We start from the raw sequence: 22,916 nt of genomic DNA on the forward strand, positions 1-22,916 counted from the left end.
AATCAATTTAGATTTGTAGACATGCTTCGCTGATGATTTCTACATTGTCTTAGCTTGATTTGATAGCATGTTTAATTTATCACCTATTTTTTGACTGTAATTTTTCTACCTTTAATCAACAGAAGCATTATTAGGTGGAATGAGTTCATTTACCGCTGTCAAGGTATCGGTCGCAAAAGATACGCATTTTGCACACAGAAGGCAAGGCTTTATGAAAAAATATCGACTGTTTGGGGCGATTGGTACTGTTTGCATCGTGTTGTCAATTCTTTATTCCTTTGTAGGTATTTCTCAAACTCCTGCACCCAGAGTGCTACTTTCTACTAATCCACCTTTAGAGCATATTCTTCCCTTTGAAGCAGAAGCACAAAAACAACAGTCTCCTGTTACCCTAACGCTACAAGCTGTTGATGCTGTGGATAAACCTTTAGAAAATGCTTTAATCAGTTTACAAATTCTGACACCACAGCCCCATCCTTGGTTAACAACAGATTTTCCGATTGTTGAAGGAACAAAATTGCTGCAAATGGATGCGGCTGCACCTGATGGAAAGCTAGAATTTGAGCAGATATTACCGATTCGTGGTAACTACCAACTACGGGTGAATGTATCACCCTTGATAGCAAACGCTTTTGCTCCATATCAGCAAACTTTGAATCTAAATGTCCACGAAAATCCAGTCAAGTATAAATATTTTGCTATTGTCGCGGCTATTTTACTATCAGTTGGATTGTTGGGTGGTTGGGTTATCGGTGGACAAGAAGAACTGCGACAAGGAGAAATTGCACCAACCTCAGTGCGTTTGCTATTAAGTGCCTTGACAGTAGTGGCTATAGTAACTCTATTGTTTATTAACATTAGTGCAGAAGTTGCAGAAGCTCATGGCAGCGAACACAATAGCACTACCAAAGCTATTGCACCCTCAGTCCAGAAATCACAGGGGTTATCAGTCCGCCTTGAAGGAGATAAAAACGCAACTGTAGGCAAACTTGCTAATCTAACAGTGCAGGTGAAGGATAGCGCAACAGGTCTACCTATTAAAGATGTCACGTTGCAAGTCAAAGCGATCGCCCTAGAACATGATTTTACAGTTTTTGCCTACAAAGGGATTCCGAACGCAGAAGGCAAGTTAACATGGCTAGAACAATTTTTTGATGGCTCACCTCACAAAGTTGAGGTGTCAGCAACTCCCAACCCTGGTTCTAGTCGTCAATTTTCTGAGGTGAAAGTAGCCCAAGAGGTAGAAGTGGAGGGAATTGCACCACCAATGTATATCCGGTTGATTGGTTTATTCTACTTTACTGCCATTGTCGGTATTGGTATGGCAATAGGATTGCTAATACAACAGCGGCGAACACCAAAAGTAAGGGCAAGCTAGTACTTTATTCCCAATTTAGTATAGAAAGCTCTCGGTAGTCATCTTAGGGATGATGAAGGTGTAAGCAAGATTTGTTACTGTTAGCTCGCTTATCTCTGTTGCTTAACCTTAATGAGTAGTCGAACAGCTCGCTCCTATGCTTTCTTATCGATTTCAGCGGCAGTCGTCACAATTGCCCTGAAGTTTGGGGCTTACCTGCTAACTGGTTCAGTAGGGCTGCTTTCAGATGCCATTGAATCGTGTGTGAATCTTGTGGCAGCATTGGTGGCGCTGTGGGCATTGACTTATGCAGCCAAACCAGCCGATGCAGAACACGCCTTTGGGCATTCCAAAGCTGAATACTTTTCCAGTGCAGCCGAGGGTATGTTGATTATAGTGGCAGCCATCATCATAGCCTTTGAAGCTTGGGGGCGCTTGTTGCATCCAGAACCGCTAACTGGGCTGGGATTAGGATTAGCACTCTCGCTATTGGCAACGGCAGTCAACGGCATTGTTGCCTTTATTTTGCTGCGGGCGGGGCGGCGGTTACGTTCCATTACGCTAAGGGCTGATGCTCACCACCTGTTTACCGATGTCTGGACTTCAGGGGGTGTAGTCATTGGAATTGTTCTAGTCAAAGTAACAGGCGCTCTAGTGCTTGACCCAATTATCGCTCTATTGGTAGCAGCAAATATTGTCTGGACAGGATTTCGTTTGCTGCGGGAAACTGGTTTAGGGCTACTGGATACTGCCTTGCCCAAAGAAGAAATTGACACAATTTTCGGAATTCTAAACGAATACAAACCTCAAGGTATCCAGTTCCATGCACTGCGAACTCGCATTGCTGGAACCCGCCGCTTTGTCTCCTTCCATGTTCTTGTGCCTGGAGCTTGGACAGTGCAACAAGGGCATGATTTGTGCGAGGCGATTGAGCTTGCCATTATCCAAGCATTACCTCTAACCAGCGTGACAACACATTTAGAACCTTTGGAAGACCCTACCTCCTGGGATGATTTAGAGTTGGAGCGGAGGAGCAAGCAGCAGAGCAAACATTGACAACTCAAAGGGGTACAAAAGGAGGTAGGAGGAGAAACCCCTGCCTCAAAACTTCGTCAGCCTGGGGTAGCTTATCTAAGCTCCTTCCCAAATAGCAACAACTGCAAAGACCAAGAATAGGAATCCACCAATTGTAGTGATTGTGCGTTCAGAGATTTTCCCAGCAATTAAACGTCCACCGATTACAGCAATTACAGTGCAGATTGTATGTCCCAGGATCGCACCCAGAGTAACGCCGAGTGTATCGTTAGACGCTGCTAGCGTGACTGTAGCAATTTGAGTGCGATCTCCCCATTCCGCCAGAAATGTCAAGAAAAAACTTTCTAACAGCACTGCTACGGTACTACTGCTATTTTTAAGATTTTTTTCACTCTGTTCAACTGCTGCTTTTGCCTCTTCTACAATCTCGTCATCAGCTTTAGCTGACATCTGAGTTGCATCATAAAGCAACTTGATACCGAACAGTAAAAATAGTCCAATAGCTGCATAATGGGTATAAGTTTTGGGTAAAAAAGCAATAACTCGCCCAAGTGCAACTGATAGAACTGTCATTGATGCTAATGCTCCAATGACCCCAGCAAAAACTAGGTTCCGAGGATGGCGCATTGACAAGATGACGGCAATAAAGAAAGTCTTGTCACCCAGTTCAGAAATTGTAATTAGTAATAAACCTGCCGTAAACGCTGTTAACACACTCAGTCTCCTCAGAATTAAACATCTTCCTCTGAGTGAGCCTGATGAAAGTACTAACACTTCACCAAGCTCACAAGGAATGTGAACTTAGTGAAGGTCTCGCATATCAATAGTAAATATTTAACTCAATCTTGTTCCTAGATTAAGCTAAATATTAAAAACTTGCTACCCAAACCAGGCAAATTGCCAGTATGTTGATTTGGGCGACTGGTTAAGTAACCAGGTGCTACTCCCCTTCAATTAGTAACTATCGTAACATTAGAAAAATAAAATAGCAAAGTTTTTCTAAATAGCTTTGAAAGCTAAACACTCTGTATTACGATGTATTTACTCATATTATTTTCATTTTTGAGTCATATTCTTTTTATTTATTGTCTAAATTCTATTTTGACAATTAAAGATTTGATTCATCTAAATGTTCCTCTACAGAACGGTACAGGTTAATGATATGACTGTCAGCCACACTGTAATAGACATTCTTACCTTCTCGACGATAGTTGACTAAACGCATCGCTTTAAATAATCGCAGTTGATGACAAACAGCTGATTCGGTCATTTTTGTTAATGCGGCTAAATCGCAAACACACAACTCTTGGTTAGCCAAAGCTGAGAGGAGGCGTAGACGATTCGGATCTGCCAGGATTGCAAAAACTTCTGCTATTTGCTGTGCTTTAGAAGTTGCTAATATTTGCGTTTGAGTTGAACGCACATTATCTAAATGCACCAAATGAGTGTCACAGCTTGGCACATCAGAGTTTTGTCGGTTGTCGAAGTCTTGTTTTGCCTTGCCCTTGTTCATAGTGTTGTGCGTAGGTAATGGTTATCAATTCCAATCATACCTAAAATGAGAATCATTGTACAATTGAATAGTTTCTCAATTGTTGTAGTAAGATATTGAAAGTTAACTTTGTAGTTTTTTATGTAAAGCTCCCATGACTAAAACCCCTTCCTTCAAAACCCAGTTTTTGCAAGTTGATGGTATGGACTGCGGAAGCTGTGCTAAGACGATTGAAGCCAGCTTGCAACAGCTACCCGGTGTGATGGAAGCTTCAGTGAGCTTTGCAACTGCAAAAGCCAAAGTTTTATATAACCCGGAGATCCTGAGAGAAGCTGAAATTATAAATCGTATAACTGTCTTGGGTTATACAGTTGAGCAGAGTGGTGAACTAAAGTCTCATAATCACAGCAATTCTTGTGAAGGTGAACACGACCATAATCACGACCACGTTAAAGCGGACGTTAGTAAAAAGTTACAGGCAAAAGTCGGTGGGATGGATTGTGGCAACTGTGCCAAAACTGTTGAAGTTGGCTTGCAGCAAATCACTGGAGTTTTAGAGGCATCGGTTAGTTTTGCGACTGAAAGAATGCAGGTATCCTATGACCCCCAACAGGTAAGTGAAAAAACAATTTACGACCAAGTTAAAGCTTTAGGTTATACAGTTGAACAGAGTCATGAAGTAAAGCCCCATAATCACACCTCTGACTGTAATGGCAACTACGACCACCATCACACCCATTCCCATGACAGCGACCATGAGCATTTGGAAGTAGCTTCTCCTCAAAAACTACAAGCAAAAGTCGGTGGGATGGATTGTGGCAGCTGTGCCAAAACTGTTGAGGTTGGCTTGCAGCAAATCGCTGGAGTTTTAGAGGTATCGGTTAGCTTTGCGACTGAAAGAATGCAGGTATCCTATGACCCTCAACAGGTAAATGAACAGACAATTTCAGACCGAGTTCGGACTCTGGGTTATACGTTTGAACAGATTGGTGAGGTAAGCTCTCATCAACATACCTACAGTCGTGACCACGATAATTCAGTCTCGAAACCAACTCAAAAACGCGACCCAGCAAGCTGGAAATTCTGGGTTAACAACCGCCGAGGACAGAGCGTAATTTTAGCGGGATTGGGGTTAGTCCTGGGTTTGCTGACTCAACATTTAGCATTACCGATCTGGATAGCAAGGGCTTTTTATGGCATTGGCATAGTAATTGCAGGCTATCCTATTGCACGGGCAGGTTTGTTTGAGTTGTGCTTGCGCCGTGCCGATATGAATCTGCTGATGACCATATCAGTTATTGGGGCAGTAATTTTGGGGGACTGGTTTGAAGCGACGCTAGTCCTGTTTTTGTTTTCTTTGGGTACAACACTGCAAGTTTTCACCTTTGGTCGCACGCGCAATGCTATCAGCGCTCTCATGGATTTAACTCCACCTACTGCTACTGTCAAGCGAGGGAATAAAGAAGTTACAGTTCCCGTTGAAAGCATTCAAGTTGGTGAAATTTTGACGCTTCGACCGGGAGGGCGCGTGGCGTTGGATGGCATAGTTATTTCTGGCAGCAGTGCCATTGACCAATCGCCAATTACAGGAGAGTCAATTCCAGAAGATAAAGAAAAAGGCGATACTGTCTTTGCTGGAACATTGAATCAATCAGGCTTTTTAGAAGTTCAAGTCACTCACACTGTTAGTGATACAACTGTTTCTAAAATTATTCATTTGGTAGAATCAGCTCAAGGAAGTCGCGCTCCTTCTCAGCAGTGGGTGGATCGGTTTGCTCTTGTCTACACCCCAATTGTAATTTTGATTGCGATCGCCATTGCCTTGATTCCGCCCTTGGCTTTTGCTCAACCTTTTAACGTCTGGGTTTATCGGGCGCTAGTGATGTTAGTAATAGCTTGCCCCTGTGCTTTAGTAATTTCTACTCCTGTTTCAATTGTCAGCGCCATTGGTGCAGCAACTCGTAAGGGCGTTTTGTTCAAAGGGGGTAATGCGCTGGAAACCGCCGGACGTTTGACTACTTTTGCTTTTGATAAGACTGGTACGATTACGCAAGGGCTACCCATAGTACAGAAGGTTTATGACCTTGGCAAGGTAAGCGCAAACATGGTGTTACAGATTGCAGCTTCAATTGAGCAACAGTCTGAGCATCCTCTCTCCAAGGCAATTGTAGCCAAGGCTCATGAGCAAGGCATGGAGTTAGAAGCACCTATTAAATTTACAGCACTACCTGGGAAAGGGATTCAGGCGAACTTGAGGGAGCAGTTGTACTTCATAGGCAATCAAAGGTTGTTTTTAGACCAAGGTATTCGCTTATCTGGTGAAGCGGAATCTTTGTTAGCTGAAATTGAACAACTCGGTCAAATTCCGGTGTTGGTAGGGACAAATGAAGGGTTATTGGGAGCGATCGCACTTTCCGATGGCATTCGCTTGGAAGCTACAGAAGCCCTGCGACAATTGAGGCGGGTTGGATTAAAGCGGTTGGTAATGTTGACAGGCGATCGCACTGCTGTTGCCAAGCAGATTGCCCAGCAAGTTGGAATTACAGAGTACCGAGCAGAACTGCTACCCGAAGATAAACTTGAAGAAATTCAACTCTTGCGCCAAAAAGGAGTAGTAGGGATGGTTGGAGATGGTATTAACGATGCTCCTGCGCTTGCTGCTGCGGATATCAGTTTTGCGGTTGGTGGAATAGATATTGCTTTGGAGACAGCAGATGTCGTGATCGTGGGAAGTGACCTCAGACGACTTGCTTATGCAGTGGAACTAAGCCGTCGCACTGTATCTGTAATTCAACAGAATGTTGTCTTTTCTTTAGTAACAAAAGGTTTGTTTCTGCTGTTGGGAACCTTTGGATTTGTTGGGTTAGCTGTAGCCGTCTTAGCAGATACAGGGACTTCCTTATTAGTTACCGCAAATGGAATGCGGCTATTTAAAACCAAGACGGTTAAGGATTAAGCAATGGTACACGACCACAGCCATAAGCATCAGGGACACGAACATGGACAGGGCAACTACAACCGCGCTTTCGCAATTGGTACTGCCCTGAATATCGGATTTGTGATTGTCGAAGCAGTCTATGGCTACCGAGCAAACTCGCTTGCTTTGGTTGCCGATGCTGGTCACAATTTGAGTGATGTATTGGGATTGCTACTAGCTTGGGGAGCAAGTGCCCTCACCCTACGACCACCAACCCGACGGCATACCTACGGATTGCGTCGTTCCTCAATTTTGGCGGCTCTGATTAACGCACTTGTTCTCCTCCTAGCGATGGGTGCGATCGCTTGGGAAGCAGTTCGCCGCTTTAGCGAACCTAGCTCAGTATCGGGAGGTACAGTCATCGGTGTTGCTGTAGTAGGAATTATCATCAACACAGTTACTGCCTTGATGTTTATGTCCGGTCGTCAAAAGGACTTAAATATTCGAGGAGCATTTCTGCACATGGCGGCTGATGCCGGAGTTTCGTTGGGGGTTGTATTAGCTGGCATTGCCATTGTTTTCACTGGCTGGTTGTGGTTTGATCCAGTTGTGAGTTTAATTATCGTTGTCGTAGTGGTAGTTGGAACCTGGCAACTGTTGAAAGACTCTCTAGACCTGGCATTAGATGCTGTACCAGCAGGCATTGAACCGCTTGCCGTCCGTACTTACCTAGTTGAACTCCGCGATGTAGCTGGTGTCCATGACCTTCATATTTGGGGTATGAGTACCACAGAGACAGCCCTTACAGCTCACTTGGTAATGCCCACAGGACATCCCGGCGATGCTTTTTTAGTCCAGGTAAATCGAGAGCTTCAAGATCATTTTGGAATTGAACACACCACGTTTCAGATAGAAACTGGCGATCCGAGTTACCCATGTCCTCTTGCTCAAGAAAACGTTGTGTGAACTAATTAAGTAAGGGTGGATAAACTTATATTTCACCAATTCAAACATAATGAGTGTAAGTCTGGTAAAAGGGGAAAGGTTTATTTGCTTGGTCATGGTAATCGGTAAATTGAAACACAAGAGCATCTGGATCAATAAAAAATTTCTGTTTCTCTTTCTATCTCCTCGTTCTGCAATTTACTCTTAACTAAGACGGTAAATTTTATGGACAAAGATATGCTGCGATCGCTCCTATGTTTTAGACTCCAACGCAGTTATCGTCATAAACGATCTGCATTCCGTCTTTACCAAGCCTTGGCTGAACGGGAAGCTTTAGCATATCGACGACAATTGTTACTCATCCTTGCTAGAAATGCCGAGAAATCTGCTATTACCTACGCCATCCGGTTATTACACTTAAATGTTACAGTACCCCAGGATTTAGATACTTGGAGCGAACGTCTTTGGTATTGGTTATTAGTGCATAGCAAACTTCAGTGGGTAATTGCCTGGATTGAGTGGCAACAACACAAAGATGCTAGGCTTTATATTCGGCTATTTCAAATGTATTCAATACTGTCACCGACATTAAAACATCGTTGAGTATCTATTATATTCCATTGCTTTAATTTTCATTTATCCTCAATTTTTAAATTAGAAGCTTTGAATGTAAAAAATAAAGATGAGTTTTACCAACCAAAAATTACAACGTTCCCATCATTCCTACACCAAAACTGTAGATTATACGCAAAAATTAAATTTACTTTGGGTAATTTTCGGGCTGCGGAGTAGCCTATTTTTAATAGAATTAGGAGTTGGACTTTGGGGAGGTAGCCTGTCACTTTTAGCAGGTTCGGGACACCTATTCTCCGATGTGGTGACTTTGGGATTGACAGTGTTAGTAGTTTGGTTAACAGAGCGTCAATCTTCAGTTGAAACGAATTTTAAGTACCAGCAAATAGAAGCTTGGATAGGGTTACTAAATGGGGTGAGTTTAGTAACTTTAGCTGGTTTCATTGCTTTAGAAGCTGTGGAACGTCTTCAAAATCCTCAACCTGTATCAGGCTTACCCATGCTGGCTGTAGCTACCTTGAGCATTGTAATTAACAGTTTAACTATCCACCCATTACACAAATATAGTCATCATGATTTGAATCTGCGGGGAGTTCTCTTACATGGGATTGCTGATGCTGGCAGTTCTCTCGGTGTAATTCTGGCTGCTGGTTGTGTTTATTTTTTTAATTGGTTATGGGCAGATGCAGTAGCTAGTTTACTGGTTGCCTTGTTTTTGAGCATCAGTGCTATTTCTCTAATTCAAGATAGTCTGAGGCAGTTTCAACTTACTTGCAAGCTATGACGTTCGGTTCAGTCTGACACTTTGTCTGTTGACAGAAGCGATCGCCATAGTTAAGAATTCGACTACCATCTGCCGTACACCACAATGTCACACCAATCAAAGATCAATATAAGCTTGATGGGAGCGGTATTTCTGTCACTGCTTGTCACCCCAGTGTTAGCACATAACATTAAACTATCGGGGGATGTGGCTGGTACTTGGCACGTTGAACCAAATCACAGTCCCAAAGCAGGAGAAACAGCGAAAGTCTGGATTGCACTTACCCGCAAGGGAGGGAAAATCTTGCCAGTGTCGGAGGCGAATTGCCAAATGGCTGTCTACTCTCAACCTCGTAAACAGAAAGATTCGCCTGTACTACAGCCTACGGTGCAAGCGATTTCAGTTGAGAGATATCAGGGTATTCCTGGTGCAGATGTTGTTTTTCCTAAGACAGGAGCTTATCAGTTAGAGTTAGGTTGCACTCCCAAAGTCGAAAGTAATTTTCAACCTTTCCAGATGCAGTATGAGGTAATAGTAGCTAGTGGTGTAGCAGCATCGACACCAGCACCAGTTACAAGTTCTCAAAAAACTGAGCAAGAATTATCATCCAGTCAGTCAACCAACTCTGGAAATCAATGGTTTACTGGAGCTATGGCGCTCGGTGTTATGATTGCAGGTTTGGGAACCTTTTGGTGGATGAAGCAAAGGGCGAAAGTCAAATAACTACTACAAACTTTCAAAATTAAGGAGCATCAGCCAGCTAGATAGCTACGTGAGCTAATCCCATATCTTCGTAGAAGTGTGAGAGCTTGTTGTTCAACTTGTCGCACTCGTTCCCGACAAATGCCCATGCGTTGACTAATCTGTACTAAGGTAAGTTCGTATCCATCTGCTAGACCAAAGCGTAAGATTAATACTTCCTTTTGCTGGGGAGTCAGCTTTGCTAGTAGATTGTGAATGTCTTGATAGAAAAATTCTCGCTCGGCGTAGCGTTCGGGAGATATTCTATCATCCTCCAGCATATCCTGCAATTGAGTATCCTGCTCAGGCCCAATTCCCATATCTAAGGAAACAGGTTGACGAGCAAACTGCAAACATTCTCGAATCTGACTGGGTTCCAGATTAAGCGCTTGGGCGATTTCTCTCACGTCGGCAGTGTGACCAAGCTTTTGAGATAACTCTCGCTGGACACACTTAATTTTGTTTAATTTATCAACCATGTGAATGGGTAAACGAATGGTGCGGGATTGTTGTGCTATAGCTCGTGTAATTCCCTGACGAATCCACCAGTAAGCATAAGTAGAAAACTTGTATCCCAGAGTTGGATCAAATTTCTCTACCCCTCGTTCTAGCCCCAATGTACCTTCTTGAATTAAGTCTAAAAACTCAACATTGCGTTTCTGGTATTTTTTAGCAATAGACACCACCAAACGCAGATTAGCCTGAATCATCTTCTGCTTGGCAATTTGTCCTTGGCTTAGTTGTTGCAGCAGCACTTCTTTTTGCAACTGCATCTTGTCAGCCCATTCTTGCAGCGTAGGTTCACACTGTAATTTTTTAGATAGTTCTTCCTTCGCAGTCAGCATTGTCATCATTTGCTGAACTTGTTTAGCAAAAAAAACTTCTTGCTCATGGGTTAACAGAGCTATACGTCCAATTTGATGAAGATAGATACGCACTATATCTGCTGTAGATGAAAATTCGTTATTCTTGCTCTTAAGTTTAGTTACTTGGGATGCTGAATTAGGCATGAGCAGGTTATCCTCCATTGAATAAATTCAAAGATTTACATAAACAAACATAAATTAATCGAAATGAGAAATCTTACAAGCTTCCTCGCTATCTCTATCTGAAGCACCTCATTGTGAAGTTTTACGGAGTTTATTAAACATTGAAAAAACGTGAAGGTGTTTATTAAATAAGAGACATAGTTATTAAAGCTTTTAATATCTTGAATATTAACAAATAAGAGTAAGGTTAAATATTTTTTACAGTTGATTGTTTTAGAAGATGAAAGCTATAAAATTCGCATTTCATCCCTATCCCAAAAATCAATTTTCCAACACAGATCCCGCTACCTTTCCATTTTCCACAACAACCGCACTTCGCTTAGGTAACAAAAACCTACCAAACTTAGAATATAAAGCAGGTAAAACCAGCAAAGTTAACGCCGTAGAAGTAAACAACCCACCTAAAACTACAATCGAAAGAGGTTGCAAAATTTCCTTGCCTGGGCCCACTGAAATTATCAACGGAACTAAACCCAAAGCTGAAGTTAAAGATGTCATCAAAATAGCGTTGAGTCGTTCCATTGACCCAGCAATTAATACTTCTTTTAAAGACATACCTACCGCAAATTTTGAGGTATAATTATCTACTAATAATAATCCGTTTCGAGTAGCCACACCAAACAAAGTTACAAACCCCACCAATGAGGCTACAGAAACAACTCCACCTGTAAAAGCTACCGCAATTACTCCACCCACTAATGCAATGGGCAAGTTAATCATAATCATTGCTGTTGAAGCGATTGATTTCACAGAAAGATACATTAGTACTGTAATCACAACAAAGGAAATAGCACTGAAAACCAGAATATTTTGTGATGCTCGTTCTTCTGCTTCAAATTGACCTCCATATTGGATAAAATAACCCGAAGGAAGTTGCACTTGTGCCTTAACTTGATTTTGAATATCTGTCACTACAGAGCGCAAATCTCTGCCTTTAGCATTAGCAGACACCACAATTAAACGCGAAACATTTTCCCGATTGATAGTATTAGGCCCAGTGCCATAGGCAACCGTAGCAACTTTAGCTAAGGGAATTTTATTCCCATCAGGGGTATCAACTAACAAATTCTCAATTGTTTGTAGATTTTTGCGATACTGTGGTTGCAACCACACAACCAAATCAAAGCTTTGTTGCTTCTCTAAAACTTGAGAGACTGTTCTTCCATTAAGCGCAGTTTCAATAATATTAGATAATTGTCCAATAGTTAAACCATAACGAGATGCAGCAACCCGGTCAAACTTAATTTGAATTTGTTCAATAGGAATTTGTGGTTCGAGTTGTAAATCTACCATTCCCGAAACAGATTTCATTGCGTCTTCAACTTGCTTTCCAAGCTTGCGGAGTTCTTCTAAGTCGGAACCAAAAATTTTGACTGCGATTTGACTCCTCACCCCAGACAAAATTTCATCAATCCGGTGAGAAATAAATCCACCAATATTGGATGCAGCGCCTGGTATTTTGTTAAACTCTTCCCGCAACCATTCCACAGTAGCTGCGCGAGTTTTCATTCCTTTGTCACTTAACCCAATATCAAGGTGAGCCAAATTCACAGGTGCAGCATCCGGATCGTTGGGGGCGCGTCCGGCGCGTAATTGAATATACTTTAATCTAGGGTCGTCTTTGAGTTTATCTTCCAAAGCAAAAGCAGCACTATTCGTAGCTTCTAAAGATGTACCTGGGTAAAGTGCTAAAGTATTTACCAAAGTTGATTCTTGAAATTCAGGTAGAAATGCCCGTCCTAAAGTTGGGAAAATTATAATTGCTGCTATCATTCCCGCCGCAGCCACAGTAATAACAACTACCGAATTGCTGATAGCAAAATCGAGAAAAAGGTAATAAATCCTTTTGCAAACTCTTGGTATCAAGGGTTCCCTTGCTGACATTTTATCGTGAGGTAATAAAATTGCACACAAAGCCGGACTTACAAGCAGCGCTTCTAAGCTAGAAACTATAACTACCACCAGATAACTAAGACCCATCGGGCCAAAAATCCGACCTTCCACGCCAGCGAGGGCAAATATTGGAGAAAAGACGACAATAGTAATTAAAGTTGCCCCAATCAGAGATTCTTGGACTTCCTGTACTCCTTCAAAAACAATTTCCAGTACTGGATTAGGGTTGGGAGAGTATTTATTTTGTCGCAACAAACGAAAAACATTTTCTGCATAGACAATGGCATCATCGATCGCTGTACCAATGGCGATCGCTAATCCTCCCAAAGTCATTGTATTCAGCCCCAAGCCCAAAAAAGATAATACTTGCAATGAAAATATAAAAGTCAGGGCAAAATTCAACAGCACAACTCCCAGAGTCCGCCAATTCATTAAAAAAGGGATGAGGATAACTGCTGCAATGATACTACCTTCCACCAAGGCTGACCTGACATTTTCCACCGAAGCATCGATATAATCTGCTTGGCGGAAGGTTTGATTTACTTTAATTCCTTTCGGTAAACCTGCTTTTAGCTCAGATATTGCGGCTTCAATTGCGCGGGTGACGGTGGGAGTATCAGCTAGGGGTTGTTTATTCACCATCACCACAACAGCATCTTTCCCATTTAAACTACCATCGCCGATTTTCACAGCACCACCAATTTGCACTTCGGCGACATCTCCCAAGCGGACGGGCGTTCCTTGACGGGCGACAATGACAGATTGTTGAAGATCATCAAGGGATTCAATCCGCCCAATTCCCCGAATTAAAGTTTGTTTGTCAGGAGTAGTCAAAAAGCCACCAGGAGCATTGACATTTGCCGCTTGTACGGCTTCACTTACCTGTTGTAAAGATACATTAAAAGCTTGTAGTTTATTGAGGTCTACTAACACTTGATACTGACGCACATCGCCGCCATACACAAGTACCTGACTGACACCGGGAACTGCTAAGAGGCGATTCGTCACTTGCCAATCAACAATTCTGCGGACTTCCATGAGGTCGATTTTAGTAGCAGATTGGTTATTGCCTTCCCCTTCCACAGTCAAGGCGTACTTTAATACAGTACCGATGGGGGAGCTTGTGGGGGCAATTCGTGGGGTTTCGACTCCTTCTGGTAGCTTGCTTATGGCTTGTTGCAGTCGTTCTTGTATCAACTGGCGGGCTTGAAAGATATCTGTTCCCCAGCCAAAAACAACTCTGACTACAGAAAGTCCTGCTGAAGAAGAGGAACGAACGGTGGTTAAGCCTGGAGTTCCATTAATGGTACTTTCAATTGGTAATGTCACCAAAGATTCGATTTCTTCTGGCGCTAGTCCAGGGGCTGCTGTCTCAATTTCGACTTGGGGAGGTGCAAAGGCTGGAAAAACATCCAGCGGCATTTTGGGGATGGTATTAAAGATGATGACTAATGTGGAAATGAGCGCAGCAATTACTACGAGCCAGCGTCGATAAATTACCCATCTAGCAACTGTACTAATCATTTGGTTTTTGGTTAAGAAATGGCGAAGGTTTTGTTTCTTTGTGATAAACGAGTGAAAAATTTAAATATTAGGTGTGGCTGTTGCTAGCATTAAGCCCCAAATCAACCCAAAGCGAACTTTAGTTGCCCTACAGATTTCAAAGTTTGAGGAAGTAAGCAGTTGATGAAATTCAGCTTGGGAGTAACACTGCTTGTGTCCTGAATCAAATACTTTCAATAAAAAGTCGCATATTTTACACAAAATATAATCTCTGCACCAATCCAAAATTACTAATTTACCATCAGGCTTGAGAACCCTTTTCATTTCCGCCAATGCAGCATCGGGATCATCAAAATAGTGAAACGAATTAGCAGATACAACTACATCAAAACTGCTACAACGAAAAGGTAATGCCGATGCAGATGCAGTGAAAAACGAGACATTAAGGTAATTACGACATTTATGTTTAGCAACCAGCAGCATATTTTCAGAAATATCTACTCCCATAATCTGTTGTGTTGGATTGTCATTGAGTAGTAAATGCTCAAATTCCCCTGTTCCACAGGCGACATCAAGAATTGTGGCTTGTGGTGAGATATGCGCCGAAGTTTTGAGAAAAGTAAGTGTCTTGGTAATATAAGTATTCCACCTCTGGTCATAGAAATGCGCCATTTTGTCATACTGCTGGCGAACTACTGTCTCACTCATAGGTACACAGGAACTTGATGATTTTTATAAATTTACAGTATTCCTAAATAGGATATGAACAAACTACATTCTTATACTCTCTGCGCCTAAAGCATGAGATTTATAAACTGTATGTTCAGAATCTAAATAGTTTTGCGGTAGGTTAGTTTGATATTAGAAAATCTAACAGAACCAAACTTCAGGTATTATCTGCAACTTTGCTAATTACTAACCACCATCTGAATGTCAAGGACGATCGTGCTCCTCAACATTTTTATCAGAAGTAGACAGGGTTGGTTGCTTGTGGTTGTCGAGATAAACCTCTGTTTCATAATTGAACCCGTCGTACTCTAAATTACCTGCTGGTACTAAACGGGAACGGGTACGACGATTAGACCAGAAAGCACCTCCCATGAAAGCAACTGTCACAAGTGCTACTCCTCCACCTGCTGTTAACCACAAAGGTAGTGGGAAACTGTTAGTTTTAACTTCAGTTTCTTCTCCATGAGAACCACTTTCTTCGTTGTGTTCTTCTTCTTCTGGTTTACTATCACCCCGCAATGATTGAGCGTAAAGTTGGGGCGCACGTTGGGTGACGATCGCATCTCCTTCAAACAAACCCGTTTTCACCTCAACCATGTCCCCAGAGGTTTGACCCAAGGTCACTTCCGCAGATTGGAAAGCATTACCATTTTGGACGTAGACCATTTTTTTCCCATTCGCATCGACTACAGCCGAGCTAGGAACCGCCAAGATAGGTGCGGATGATTGGTTTGTTAGTACCTCCAATTCCGCAAACATTCCAGGTTTGAGTTGTCCGCCTGGGTTATTTACTTCAGCTTGTACTGGGACAACCCGTGTTTCCCCTTGTACTACCGCACCAATCTGTGTAATCTTTCCAGAGAAGGTACGGTCTGGTAAGCTAGCAACTTTTAGACTTACTCTTTGACCTACTTTTACTTTGTCTAAATCTTTTTCATAAATATTGGCTGTGGCAAAAACCCGACTATCGTTGACAATAGTCATGAGTGTGCCACCTGCATCATTAAAAGTTTGACCAAGGGTAACTTGGCGATCGGCAACTTTACCGGAGATGGGAGCAGTCACTGTCACCAATCCCTTAGCGTTAGGACGGTTCCCTATTTGTTGCAGTCTAGTATTATAAGCAGAATCACTAAGACGTAAACGCTCTTGTGCTACTTGAACAGCAGACTGAGCGCGTTTCATTTGAGCTTCGCTTTCAATGACATCTCGTCTGCTGTTAGCTGAGGTGAGTTTGGCTTTTGCTTCCGCTAATTGTGTTTGAGATTCGAGCGCGTTGCGACGTGGTAAAGCGCCTTCATTAGCTAACTGTAAATCCTTATTATATTTTTCTTCAGCAAATGCTACCTGGCTTTGTGCTTGGGCAATGTCGGCGTTAGATATTTGCCAATACCTTTGATAATTTTGTTGAGCTAATCTGGAATCGGCTTGCGCTTGCTGCAAAGAAGCTATAGCTTCCGCTCGTTTTTCTTGGGAACTAACCCGTAACTCCACCAGATCGGGACTAGTGACAACGGCAAGGGGTTGACCTTTTTTAACTACAGCACCGGGTTCCACCAACAATTCAACTACTTTTGCCCCTGTAATTGGGGTATTCACTTCCACTTTTTGGCTAGGTAAGGTTTCAATCTGTCCAGTGCTTTTAATACCCAAAGCCAGCCGTTGCCGTTTCACTGGCTCGACTTTAATTCCTAGCCTCTGGGCGGTTTCGGCATCAACTTCGACAGAACCACTTGCTTCGCTTCCACTACCCTGAAATGAACTTCCGCCGGTATGATCGTGTCCAGCACCAGCTAACACAGCCGTGGGAGTTGTCAATAATAAAAGGCTCATGAGTGTGCCGGAAACACAACGAATTACTGTAGGTGGTTGGAGACTGTTAGAGATTCCCATCGCTATTTTGTGTCCTTGAGTTACTATGGTGTAGATTTTTGCTTAGACGTTGGTTGACTTTTTAAGCGGGATTTGGGGAACCGCTTTTGGCAAGCAAGCTAGCGTTTCGCTCTTGGAATTTGTTCGCGAAGCCAACTTAACCACTTAACTTAATAGTTTTTCACACAGATATGAAATTGAGATGAAATTAAAACGGGCGATTAGCATTCAAACAAAAGTTATTTGTTGGTAATGAACATACAGCACGGTATCTACTGGCATTTGCTCTCCAACAGAAGCCAGCTTTGACAGCCGAATAAATGTCGCAGTTTCTTTTATCTACACCTAAATTCGTCGATTTTTTTCGTCCCTCTCAAGGTGTAAATTTAGGTAGGTTATTTTATAAATCAGTTTTATGACGTGCAGCCAACTGACTGGGCATCCCAGGCGTTGCAATTTCTAGTTGAATGGTATAGTTGTATCGTGGGATACGCCAAAATTTCTAATTTTTGAATAGTTTGTAGGTAATTTAGAGGTTTATCATAACCATAGTCCAAATAACAAAAAAAGTTTTATCCGATTAACTTACCAATTTCATTTAATTTCTGTGACAAGATTTCTTGTAAAGATTGAAGTTGTTCTCGACTAGCATTAGCTAAAGTTATCTCAGATAATCCACTACTGATTTTTTGAATAATTACTTTTACTTCTTTCGATTCTGATTGTTCTGATGTTAAATACTTAGCTTTAATGTTCTTAACTAAATCGCGTGTCTCAGGTACAGTTAAACTTTCATTTAATACCTGTTCTGTTGCTTTTATTCGTTCTATAGCTGCTTCTTGTTCGGAAATTTTCAATATTTTTGATGACAATGTTGCTAATGCCAATGCGTGAGCGCCTTTCAGTTCTTGATGACGAATTGCTTTTTTTAAATCTTCTGGCAAAGATAACATTGGTAAAAAATTGGACTGAACAGAAGCAGGATTCAACCCAAATTCTAAGAACACTAAAAATAAAGCTTGCTCCTCGTTATTAATATCCAATGCTTCTAAACCTTGTTGTTGCTCCTGACTACTAGCAATTAATAATTTTGTTAATTCTTTGACTTGATTATTACGTTCAAGCCGGTTAAGTACAGCACCAAGAAAGAGTTGTAGCAACCCTTGATAAAAAAGATTTGATTGTACCTCAGTTGCTTAGTAAACACTATATTTTTTCTGAAAAATTACGTAATTATTATGGACTTACTCAACTAATTTTTACTACAAGTAATTGTATCTAGTCTTACAATCTATTTGCTTCTTTATAAACATTGAAGCAAACTACATGAAATTTGTTAGTAGTTTACATATCAACAAATGTTGTTTAAATATTGAAATTTTGTTGATTGGCTTTTTGAAATTGAGGTTACACAATAGAAGTAATATAATCACTTATCTAAAATTAGTGCCTACTTTATATATGAAATAGTTTTTTCAACATAATGGTTAAGAATTTGAATTTACATTAACAAAGTGTATTCGCTTTGTAGAGGATTGTTATGTCTCAAAATAGAAGCAAAGGTAAAAAAGTCATGTCTGATAATAATACAACCAATAGTAATATTTCCTTAAACACTGATAGTAAACCTCAAAAGCGGTTAATAATTGTCACAGGTGATAAAGGTGGTGTAGGAAAAAGCACTTTTGCAAGAGCGCTATTTCAACTTTATATCAATAAAAATTTACCCAGTGTTACTTATGAAGCTGACTTAAGAAATCCTCAGCTAGAAAGATATTTCAAAAAAGATTACCGACCTATAATACGTTACATCGACATTTTTCATAGGGGTGGTGCTGACGATTTATTAATTAATTTAGATGAGAGTGATTGCCCTATTACATTATTAGACTTGCCAGCACAGTCGGGAGGCTTTTTTGAAAGTTATGTCAAGGAACTTTCATTTTTTGAAGTGCTTAAAACCGATATTAATTGTCGAGTTACGATGGTTTCAGTGATTAGTAGGGTTCTTGATTCAATAAATGTTCTAGAAAAACTGCGCGAACTTTGTAAAGACCAAGTAGATTATATTGTTGTCAAGAATTTATTTCATGGTGAAGAAGAAAAATTTGAGCGTTATAATGACGCTTTTCTACGTCAAAATATGCTTGCAGAAGGTTTGGTAGAACTTGTGATGCCAGATTTATTCTACAAGTCTTACGACTTTATTGACCGCCATGCTTTGACGTTTAACGAAGGTCAGACTCATAAAGCAACAAATATTGTGATTAAGTCAAGAATTAAATCTTGGCTTGCTGAGTTTGAAGCGCAAATTAAGCCAGCATTTAATTTATTAGGCTTTGATATACAACCAGATGATTGTTACTATCCAGCAGTTGTTGAAAAGTCTAAAGAGCTTAGAGAAAATGAAGAAAAAGAAAAAGCTAGAAATCAAGATTCAAATTTACAATCTGAAAATATAGCTGCTTAATTTAGTAGTTTGCTTAGTTTATTATGTTTAGAAAGCGTTTTGTGATTACATCGGGTGATGCTCGTGTAGGTAAGTCTACAGCTTCTAGGCTCTTGCTAGAGTTGTACTTGAAGAATAAACTCAATGTGCGTGTTTTCTACCACGGGCATCGCAATAAGCTATCGATGTATCAAACACAACGCTTTGAGATAAACCATTTGGGATTCTCTAGGGGTGATTCTGATAGGTTATTACTCGACTTAGAAATGTTTCCGAAAATTGAAGTGATTTTGACTGATATGCCAGGTCAAAATCTTCGAGAATTCAAGTTTTTTGATAGAGATGTTTCACTGATAGAAAATCTTAATTGTCTAGGATATCGTGTTACTTTCTTGCACCCGATATCACACCGTAAAGACTGTGTTGAAGATTATCTTCAGGATTTATACCAGCATTTTGGTAGTCAGGTTGACTATGTTGTTATCCAAAATCATTACTTTGGCAAGCAATTTCGATACTATGAGGGGAGTGAATTCCAAGCTGCTATTAAAAAATTAAACGGCTTGGAACTAGTTTTAGGTGGATTGCATAATGACTTTTACCAGTTGCTTGAGGATACTTGTTTACCTTATGCTCAACTGATTGAAACTAACTCTTCTCTTAATACTATTCAGCGTTCGATAGTATTCAACTGGATGGAGAATTTTCATAACTCTATTGTTTCTAATGGAATAGCTTCTAATTATCTAGGTTTGAGTATCAACTGTGCAGAATTAGTTTCTACGGGTGTAAGTAAACAAAGTCCTTCCAATCTTGATGTAACTGAAGATATTGAATCTGAGAAATGGTAAGTATTGGCTTTACCAAATTGAAAGTGAGACTTTAAATTGACTGTTTAAACAACCTATGACCAATATTGCAAAAGTTGTTGAAAAAGTTGTTGCAGAATATTCTGAAGAAAAAAAAGCAGAGGTTACTGATTGGATACTGAAATTGGGTGTTCGACCTGATGACCCCTTGTTTAACCTATATGCGGAACTGGGTACAACTCAATTTGCGTTGCAGCAACTACCAGGTAGACTTGACTCCCTTGTGGTGGGTTGGACTGACATGGTAGACGATAAGCTTAATAGTGCTTCTAAAGTGGCAATACAACAACAAAAGAGTGCGATCGCCCAAGCGGCTAAGGATTTAGTTAAGATGACTAAGCAAGCTGGCGGGGCGTTGCCTCTCTTAGGTGTAAATAATTGGCGATTGGCACAAGTAGCGGGAGTGTTGGGTTTTGTACTGGCTTTAGGAGCTGCAATTGGTGTTTTTACATACAAGACTATTGCTGGAAGTGTAACTTTTCAGCAGGCGGCTTCTGGAACTGCTATTTTACAACCCGAAGATAAAAAGCTTCTGGATTGGGCTAAGTCCAATGAAGGTAAGCTAGCACGTAGTATTTATGTTAGAAACGCTGCCATTATTAAAACTTGCCGTCAGCAGAAGAAGTATTCAGGTGGCTGCATAATTGCTGTTGATTAATTTTCTAGGCAACCCAGCCTTTATATCCTTTATTACTCGTTTTAGCTGTATCCTTTTGACTATTTTGGTTGGTTTTGACTCTTGTGTGGTTTTCTTGAGTAACTTCTTCTTCAATTTTCATGTCTGTAAAGCTAAGGATTCCCAGGCGGATTGCTTCGCGGATAGCGTTTAACCTATCTTTAACTCCTAGCTTAATAAATGAGTTATGTAGATATGACCTTACTGTACCTTCAGAAACATACATGACATTAGCAATTTCATTATTTTTCATGCCTCCGGCAGCTAATTTAAGAACTGTTATTTCTTTATTAGAGAAATCACTTAATAAATCTAGTGTATTTCTATCGGGTGTCTCATTTAACCTGAGACTATCAATTAGAATGCGATTAATAGTTGGGTCAATCCATGATTCATTATTGTATGCAGCCATTACTGCTTCAACGAATCTTTCTCCCACTTCTTCTCTAACACTATTTTTACAGTAGTAGCAGTCTGCGCCATTACTAATTGCTGCGTTAATGGTATCTCGACTGCTATTTGCAGTCATAACCACGATTTTAATCGATGCGTGTTTGGATTTAATTACACTTATTACATCAATGCCATCGATATCAGGTAAATCAATATTTATAATTACGATATCTGGCTTTTCTGTGTCAACAATTTCTATTCCTTGCTTTCCGTATTTGGCAAGGCCACAGACTTGGATTTTACCAGTTTCAGATAATATTGTTGCCGCGCCAATCCTAGATATGTTCTCATTTTCAATGATGACAACATTAATAGGTTTCATATTATATGCTTTTTTGGTTTGGTATTGTTATTGTTTCTGATAATAATACTTATAACACTTACCTTTTTTAGATTTTTTAATCTTTACAATTCCTATAATTTAATTAGCTTATTTAAAGTTTTTACTATTATTCGTAAAAACTTTACAAAGTGATTGGGTGGTTTGTGTAGTTTTCATTAAGCAATATATTGACTAGATGATTTTATTTATCAGTACTGGTTTTAATAGCTATCAGCGAATTGATAGAGGAATAGATAATTTTTTATGAAGAGCGATAAACTTTTAGGATGGATAGAAAAGATTGTTGTTTGGTCTTTAATGGGGATGCTATGTTTGGTCGGGTTAGGCAGATTGCCTGTTAACCCGACGAGTTTGTTTGACTTTACTGCGTCTTTTTACTATTTTGCTGTTGCGGTTGTTATTTGTCCTAAGACCCCCCTGAGTTTTAATAAAAAGCTGGTTTTTGGATTTATAGCTTTTATGTATGGTGTGTGGTTTGGGTTGATTTAATCTAGCTCTTTAGCAGAATCCTGGTTTTTTAATTGTTGTTGACTCTGTTCGCGGCATGCTTGTTGCTCATTGAACAGAGTCTTGAAACGTTCAAATTCCTCTTTGGTCAGATTATTAATGGTGATAGAGTACTCTTCTGAGTTATTGTCACGAGATGCCAAGAGTGCTTCTCGACTTTCTTCGTAATTAGGCAAATTTCTATCAAGGCTAAGAGTTTGCGAATCTTGTTCTAATTTTAGATTTGCAGTATATTCTTCATTTTTATAAATGATACATTGTGTCTCTTTATCTGCTTTTCCAAATATATCTAAGCGGTCTAAAATTACAGGAATAACAAACTGTCTAATTTGAGAATCGGCGGTAAGAGATTGTACTCTATCTTCTGGACTCTCTTCTACTGGGTTGCCATTATTGTCGTCATTTTTATTTGTGGGGTTTTTTACAACCTCTGGTTCAATCGTTGTTCCTGTGAACTGGCTTGCTTCGGCTTGTAAAGTTGACTCTTGATTAACTTGATGAACAAAAGTGATAGGTTCAAGTTCTGTAGAGTTTACTTTTGCTTCATCTTGCACTACTTCACTGATTCTGTTAATTTCCGAATTCAACCTTAGCACAGCCTCTTTTGTTTCCTCAGCAGTTGGAGGCTTTTTTGCAGATTCTTCAAATTTATCATCAGGGATGTTAAGCTGTTTGATCAATTCTCTGAGGAGACTGGCTTGCATAGCTGGAGTTAAACCTTCTACTGGAAGTTCGATTAGTTCTTTCATA

Annotated in this window: 21 protein-coding genes; 11 read left to right on the forward strand and 10 right to left on the reverse strand. The window is 40.5% G+C overall.

The annotated features are described in order from the left end of the window. The first annotated feature begins 211 nt into the window (after nucleotides 1–211). Nucleotides 212–1,378 (forward strand): hypothetical protein, encoded by a 1,167-nt coding sequence (locus RMZ41_RS10975; protein WP_322642030.1) that lies wholly within the window; start codon nucleotides 212–214, stop codon nucleotides 1,376–1,378. A gap of 111 nt (nucleotides 1,379–1,489) precedes the next feature. Continuing rightward, the gene (locus RMZ41_RS10980) at nucleotides 1,490–2,413 is read left to right on the forward strand and encodes a cation diffusion facilitator family transporter (RefSeq protein ID WP_322642029.1); all 924 of its coding nucleotides are present in this window, start codon (nucleotides 1,490–1,492) and stop codon (nucleotides 2,411–2,413) included. A 75-nt stretch (nucleotides 2,414–2,488) separates the two neighbouring features. Here RMZ41_RS10980 and RMZ41_RS10985 read toward each other — a convergent pair whose 3' ends face one another. After that, nucleotides 2,489–3,106 (reverse strand): TMEM165/GDT1 family protein, encoded by a 618-nt coding sequence (locus RMZ41_RS10985; protein WP_322642028.1) that lies wholly within the window; start codon nucleotides 3,104–3,106, stop codon nucleotides 2,489–2,491. Nucleotides 3,107–3,500: 394 nt separating this feature from the next. Continuing rightward, on the reverse strand, nucleotides 3,501–3,905 hold the full coding sequence (locus tag RMZ41_RS10990) for a metalloregulator ArsR/SmtB family transcription factor (RefSeq protein WP_322642027.1): 405 nt from the start codon (nucleotides 3,903–3,905) through the stop codon (nucleotides 3,501–3,503). A 133-nt stretch (nucleotides 3,906–4,038) separates the two neighbouring features. Here RMZ41_RS10990 and RMZ41_RS10995 point away from each other — a divergent pair, with 133 nt between their 5' ends. The 5 genes from RMZ41_RS10995 to RMZ41_RS11015 all read left to right on the forward strand — a co-directional run bounded on the left by RMZ41_RS10995 (nucleotide 4,039) and on the right by RMZ41_RS11015 (nucleotide 9,805). Next, nucleotides 4,039–6,840, forward strand: coding sequence for a heavy metal translocating P-type ATPase (locus RMZ41_RS10995; RefSeq protein WP_322642026.1), 2,802 nt, complete (start codon nucleotides 4,039–4,041; stop codon nucleotides 6,838–6,840). Nucleotides 6,841–6,843: 3 nt separating this feature from the next. Continuing rightward, nucleotides 6,844–7,767, forward strand: a complete 924-nt coding sequence (locus RMZ41_RS11000) for a cation diffusion facilitator family transporter (protein ID WP_322642025.1) — start codon at nucleotides 6,844–6,846, stop codon at nucleotides 7,765–7,767. 204 nt (nucleotides 7,768–7,971) lie between these two features. Next, nucleotides 7,972–8,349 (forward strand): hypothetical protein, encoded by a 378-nt coding sequence (locus RMZ41_RS11005; protein WP_322642024.1) that lies wholly within the window; start codon nucleotides 7,972–7,974, stop codon nucleotides 8,347–8,349. Nucleotides 8,350–8,428: 79 nt separating this feature from the next. After that, nucleotides 8,429–9,103 carry a cation diffusion facilitator family transporter gene (locus RMZ41_RS11010; protein WP_322642023.1) on the forward strand — a complete coding sequence of 225 codons (675 nt, stop codon included), beginning with the start codon at nucleotides 8,429–8,431 and terminating at the stop codon, nucleotides 9,101–9,103. An 84-nt stretch (nucleotides 9,104–9,187) separates the two neighbouring features. After that, the gene (locus RMZ41_RS11015; RefSeq protein WP_322642022.1) at nucleotides 9,188–9,805 is read left to right on the forward strand and encodes a hypothetical protein; all 618 of its coding nucleotides are present in this window, start codon (nucleotides 9,188–9,190) and stop codon (nucleotides 9,803–9,805) included. Nucleotides 9,806–9,834: 29 nt separating this feature from the next. Here RMZ41_RS11015 and sigB read toward each other — a convergent pair whose 3' ends face one another. From sigB to RMZ41_RS11045, 6 genes are all read right to left on the reverse strand, one after another. Then, nucleotides 9,835–10,833, reverse strand: coding sequence for a sigma-70 family RNA polymerase sigma factor SigB (gene sigB, locus RMZ41_RS11020; RefSeq protein WP_322642021.1), 999 nt, complete (start codon nucleotides 10,831–10,833; stop codon nucleotides 9,835–9,837). 300 nt (nucleotides 10,834–11,133) lie between these two features. Then, a complete protein-coding gene (locus RMZ41_RS11025) occupies nucleotides 11,134–14,289 on the reverse strand; it encodes an efflux RND transporter permease subunit (RefSeq protein ID WP_322642020.1) in 3,156 nt (1,051 codons plus the stop codon). 60 nt (nucleotides 14,290–14,349) lie between these two features. After that, a complete protein-coding gene (locus RMZ41_RS11030) occupies nucleotides 14,350–14,976 on the reverse strand; it encodes a class I SAM-dependent methyltransferase (RefSeq protein WP_322642019.1) in 627 nt (208 codons plus the stop codon). 225 nt (nucleotides 14,977–15,201) lie between these two features. Next, nucleotides 15,202–16,890, reverse strand: coding sequence for an efflux RND transporter periplasmic adaptor subunit (locus RMZ41_RS11035; RefSeq protein WP_322642018.1), 1,689 nt, complete (start codon nucleotides 16,888–16,890; stop codon nucleotides 15,202–15,204). A 42-nt stretch (nucleotides 16,891–16,932) separates the two neighbouring features. After that, nucleotides 16,933–17,034, reverse strand: coding sequence for a tail fiber protein (locus tag RMZ41_RS11040; protein WP_368736700.1), 102 nt, complete (start codon nucleotides 17,032–17,034; stop codon nucleotides 16,933–16,935). Between the two features lie 407 nt (nucleotides 17,035–17,441). Beyond that, nucleotides 17,442–18,029 (reverse strand): hypothetical protein, encoded by a 588-nt coding sequence (locus tag RMZ41_RS11045; protein ID WP_322642017.1) that lies wholly within the window; start codon nucleotides 18,027–18,029, stop codon nucleotides 17,442–17,444. A 380-nt stretch (nucleotides 18,030–18,409) separates the two neighbouring features. On the opposite strand from RMZ41_RS11045, the gene RMZ41_RS11050 reads away from it, so the two are divergent. From RMZ41_RS11050 to RMZ41_RS11060, 3 genes are read left to right on the forward strand one after another with little or no spacing between them, the layout of a single operon-like run. Beyond that, nucleotides 18,410–19,339, forward strand: coding sequence for a chromosome partitioning protein ParA (locus RMZ41_RS11050; RefSeq protein ID WP_322642016.1), 930 nt, complete (start codon nucleotides 18,410–18,412; stop codon nucleotides 19,337–19,339). A 23-nt stretch (nucleotides 19,340–19,362) separates the two neighbouring features. Further along, on the forward strand, nucleotides 19,363–20,169 hold the full coding sequence (locus tag RMZ41_RS11055) for a hypothetical protein (protein WP_322642015.1): 807 nt from the start codon (nucleotides 19,363–19,365) through the stop codon (nucleotides 20,167–20,169). Between the two features lie 55 nt (nucleotides 20,170–20,224). Further along, the gene (locus tag RMZ41_RS11060; protein WP_322642014.1) at nucleotides 20,225–20,845 is read left to right on the forward strand and encodes a DUF6753 family protein; all 621 of its coding nucleotides are present in this window, start codon (nucleotides 20,225–20,227) and stop codon (nucleotides 20,843–20,845) included. 4 nt (nucleotides 20,846–20,849) lie between these two features. Here RMZ41_RS11060 and RMZ41_RS11065 read toward each other — a convergent pair whose 3' ends face one another. After that, the gene (locus tag RMZ41_RS11065; RefSeq protein WP_322642013.1) at nucleotides 20,850–21,638 is read right to left on the reverse strand and encodes a response regulator transcription factor; all 789 of its coding nucleotides are present in this window, start codon (nucleotides 21,636–21,638) and stop codon (nucleotides 20,850–20,852) included. A gap of 264 nt (nucleotides 21,639–21,902) precedes the next feature. On the opposite strand from RMZ41_RS11065, the gene RMZ41_RS11070 reads away from it, so the two are divergent. Next, nucleotides 21,903–22,148 (forward strand): hypothetical protein, encoded by a 246-nt coding sequence (locus tag RMZ41_RS11070; RefSeq protein WP_322642012.1) that lies wholly within the window; start codon nucleotides 21,903–21,905, stop codon nucleotides 22,146–22,148. Here RMZ41_RS11070 and RMZ41_RS11075 read toward each other — a convergent pair. Continuing rightward, nucleotides 22,145–22,915: a hypothetical protein gene (locus RMZ41_RS11075; RefSeq protein ID WP_322642011.1), complete on the reverse strand. Its 771-nt coding sequence runs from the start codon at nucleotides 22,913–22,915 to the stop codon at nucleotides 22,145–22,147. The genes RMZ41_RS11070 and RMZ41_RS11075 overlap by 4 nt on opposite strands. Between the last annotated feature and the right edge of the window lies 1 nt (nucleotide 22,916).

Origin of the sequence: Nostoc sp. DedVER02 (assembly GCF_034530675.2) — a bacterium.
Lineage (GTDB): Bacteria > Cyanobacteriota > Cyanobacteriia > Cyanobacteriales > Nostocaceae > Nostoc.

Coding starts and splice junctions, on each gene's coding strand:
- RMZ41_RS11000 (WP_322642025.1), top strand. CDS start 6,844: ATGGTACACGACCACAGCCATAAGCATCAGGGACACGAACATGGACAG.
- RMZ41_RS11010 (WP_322642023.1), top strand. CDS start 8,429: ATGAGTTTTACCAACCAAAAATTACAACGTTCCCATCATTCCTACACC.
- RMZ41_RS11050 (WP_322642016.1), top strand. CDS start 18,410: ATGTCTCAAAATAGAAGCAAAGGTAAAAAAGTCATGTCTGATAATAAT.
- RMZ41_RS11075 (WP_322642011.1), bottom strand. CDS start 22,915: ATGAAAGAACTAATCGAACTTCCAGTAGAAGGTTTAACTCCAGCTATG.
- RMZ41_RS11055 (WP_322642015.1), top strand. CDS start 19,363: ATGTTTAGAAAGCGTTTTGTGATTACATCGGGTGATGCTCGTGTAGGT.
- sigB (WP_322642021.1), bottom strand. CDS start 10,833: ATGCCTAATTCAGCATCCCAAGTAACTAAACTTAAGAGCAAGAATAAC.
- RMZ41_RS11025 (WP_322642020.1), bottom strand. CDS start 14,289: ATGATTAGTACAGTTGCTAGATGGGTAATTTATCGACGCTGGCTCGTA.
- RMZ41_RS11030 (WP_322642019.1), bottom strand. CDS start 14,976: ATGAGTGAGACAGTAGTTCGCCAGCAGTATGACAAAATGGCGCATTTC.
- RMZ41_RS11005 (WP_322642024.1), top strand. CDS start 7,972: ATGGACAAAGATATGCTGCGATCGCTCCTATGTTTTAGACTCCAACGC.
- RMZ41_RS11070 (WP_322642012.1), top strand. CDS start 21,903: ATGAAGAGCGATAAACTTTTAGGATGGATAGAAAAGATTGTTGTTTGG.
- RMZ41_RS11035 (WP_322642018.1), bottom strand. CDS start 16,890: ATGGGAATCTCTAACAGTCTCCAACCACCTACAGTAATTCGTTGTGTT.
- RMZ41_RS11060 (WP_322642014.1), top strand. CDS start 20,225: ATGACCAATATTGCAAAAGTTGTTGAAAAAGTTGTTGCAGAATATTCT.
- RMZ41_RS11065 (WP_322642013.1), bottom strand. CDS start 21,638: ATGAAACCTATTAATGTTGTCATCATTGAAAATGAGAACATATCTAGG.
- RMZ41_RS11015 (WP_322642022.1), top strand. CDS start 9,188: ATGTCACACCAATCAAAGATCAATATAAGCTTGATGGGAGCGGTATTT.
- RMZ41_RS10995 (WP_322642026.1), top strand. CDS start 4,039: ATGACTAAAACCCCTTCCTTCAAAACCCAGTTTTTGCAAGTTGATGGT.
- RMZ41_RS10990 (WP_322642027.1), bottom strand. CDS start 3,905: ATGAACAAGGGCAAGGCAAAACAAGACTTCGACAACCGACAAAACTCT.
- RMZ41_RS10975 (WP_322642030.1), top strand. CDS start 212: ATGAAAAAATATCGACTGTTTGGGGCGATTGGTACTGTTTGCATCGTG.
- RMZ41_RS10980 (WP_322642029.1), top strand. CDS start 1,490: ATGAGTAGTCGAACAGCTCGCTCCTATGCTTTCTTATCGATTTCAGCG.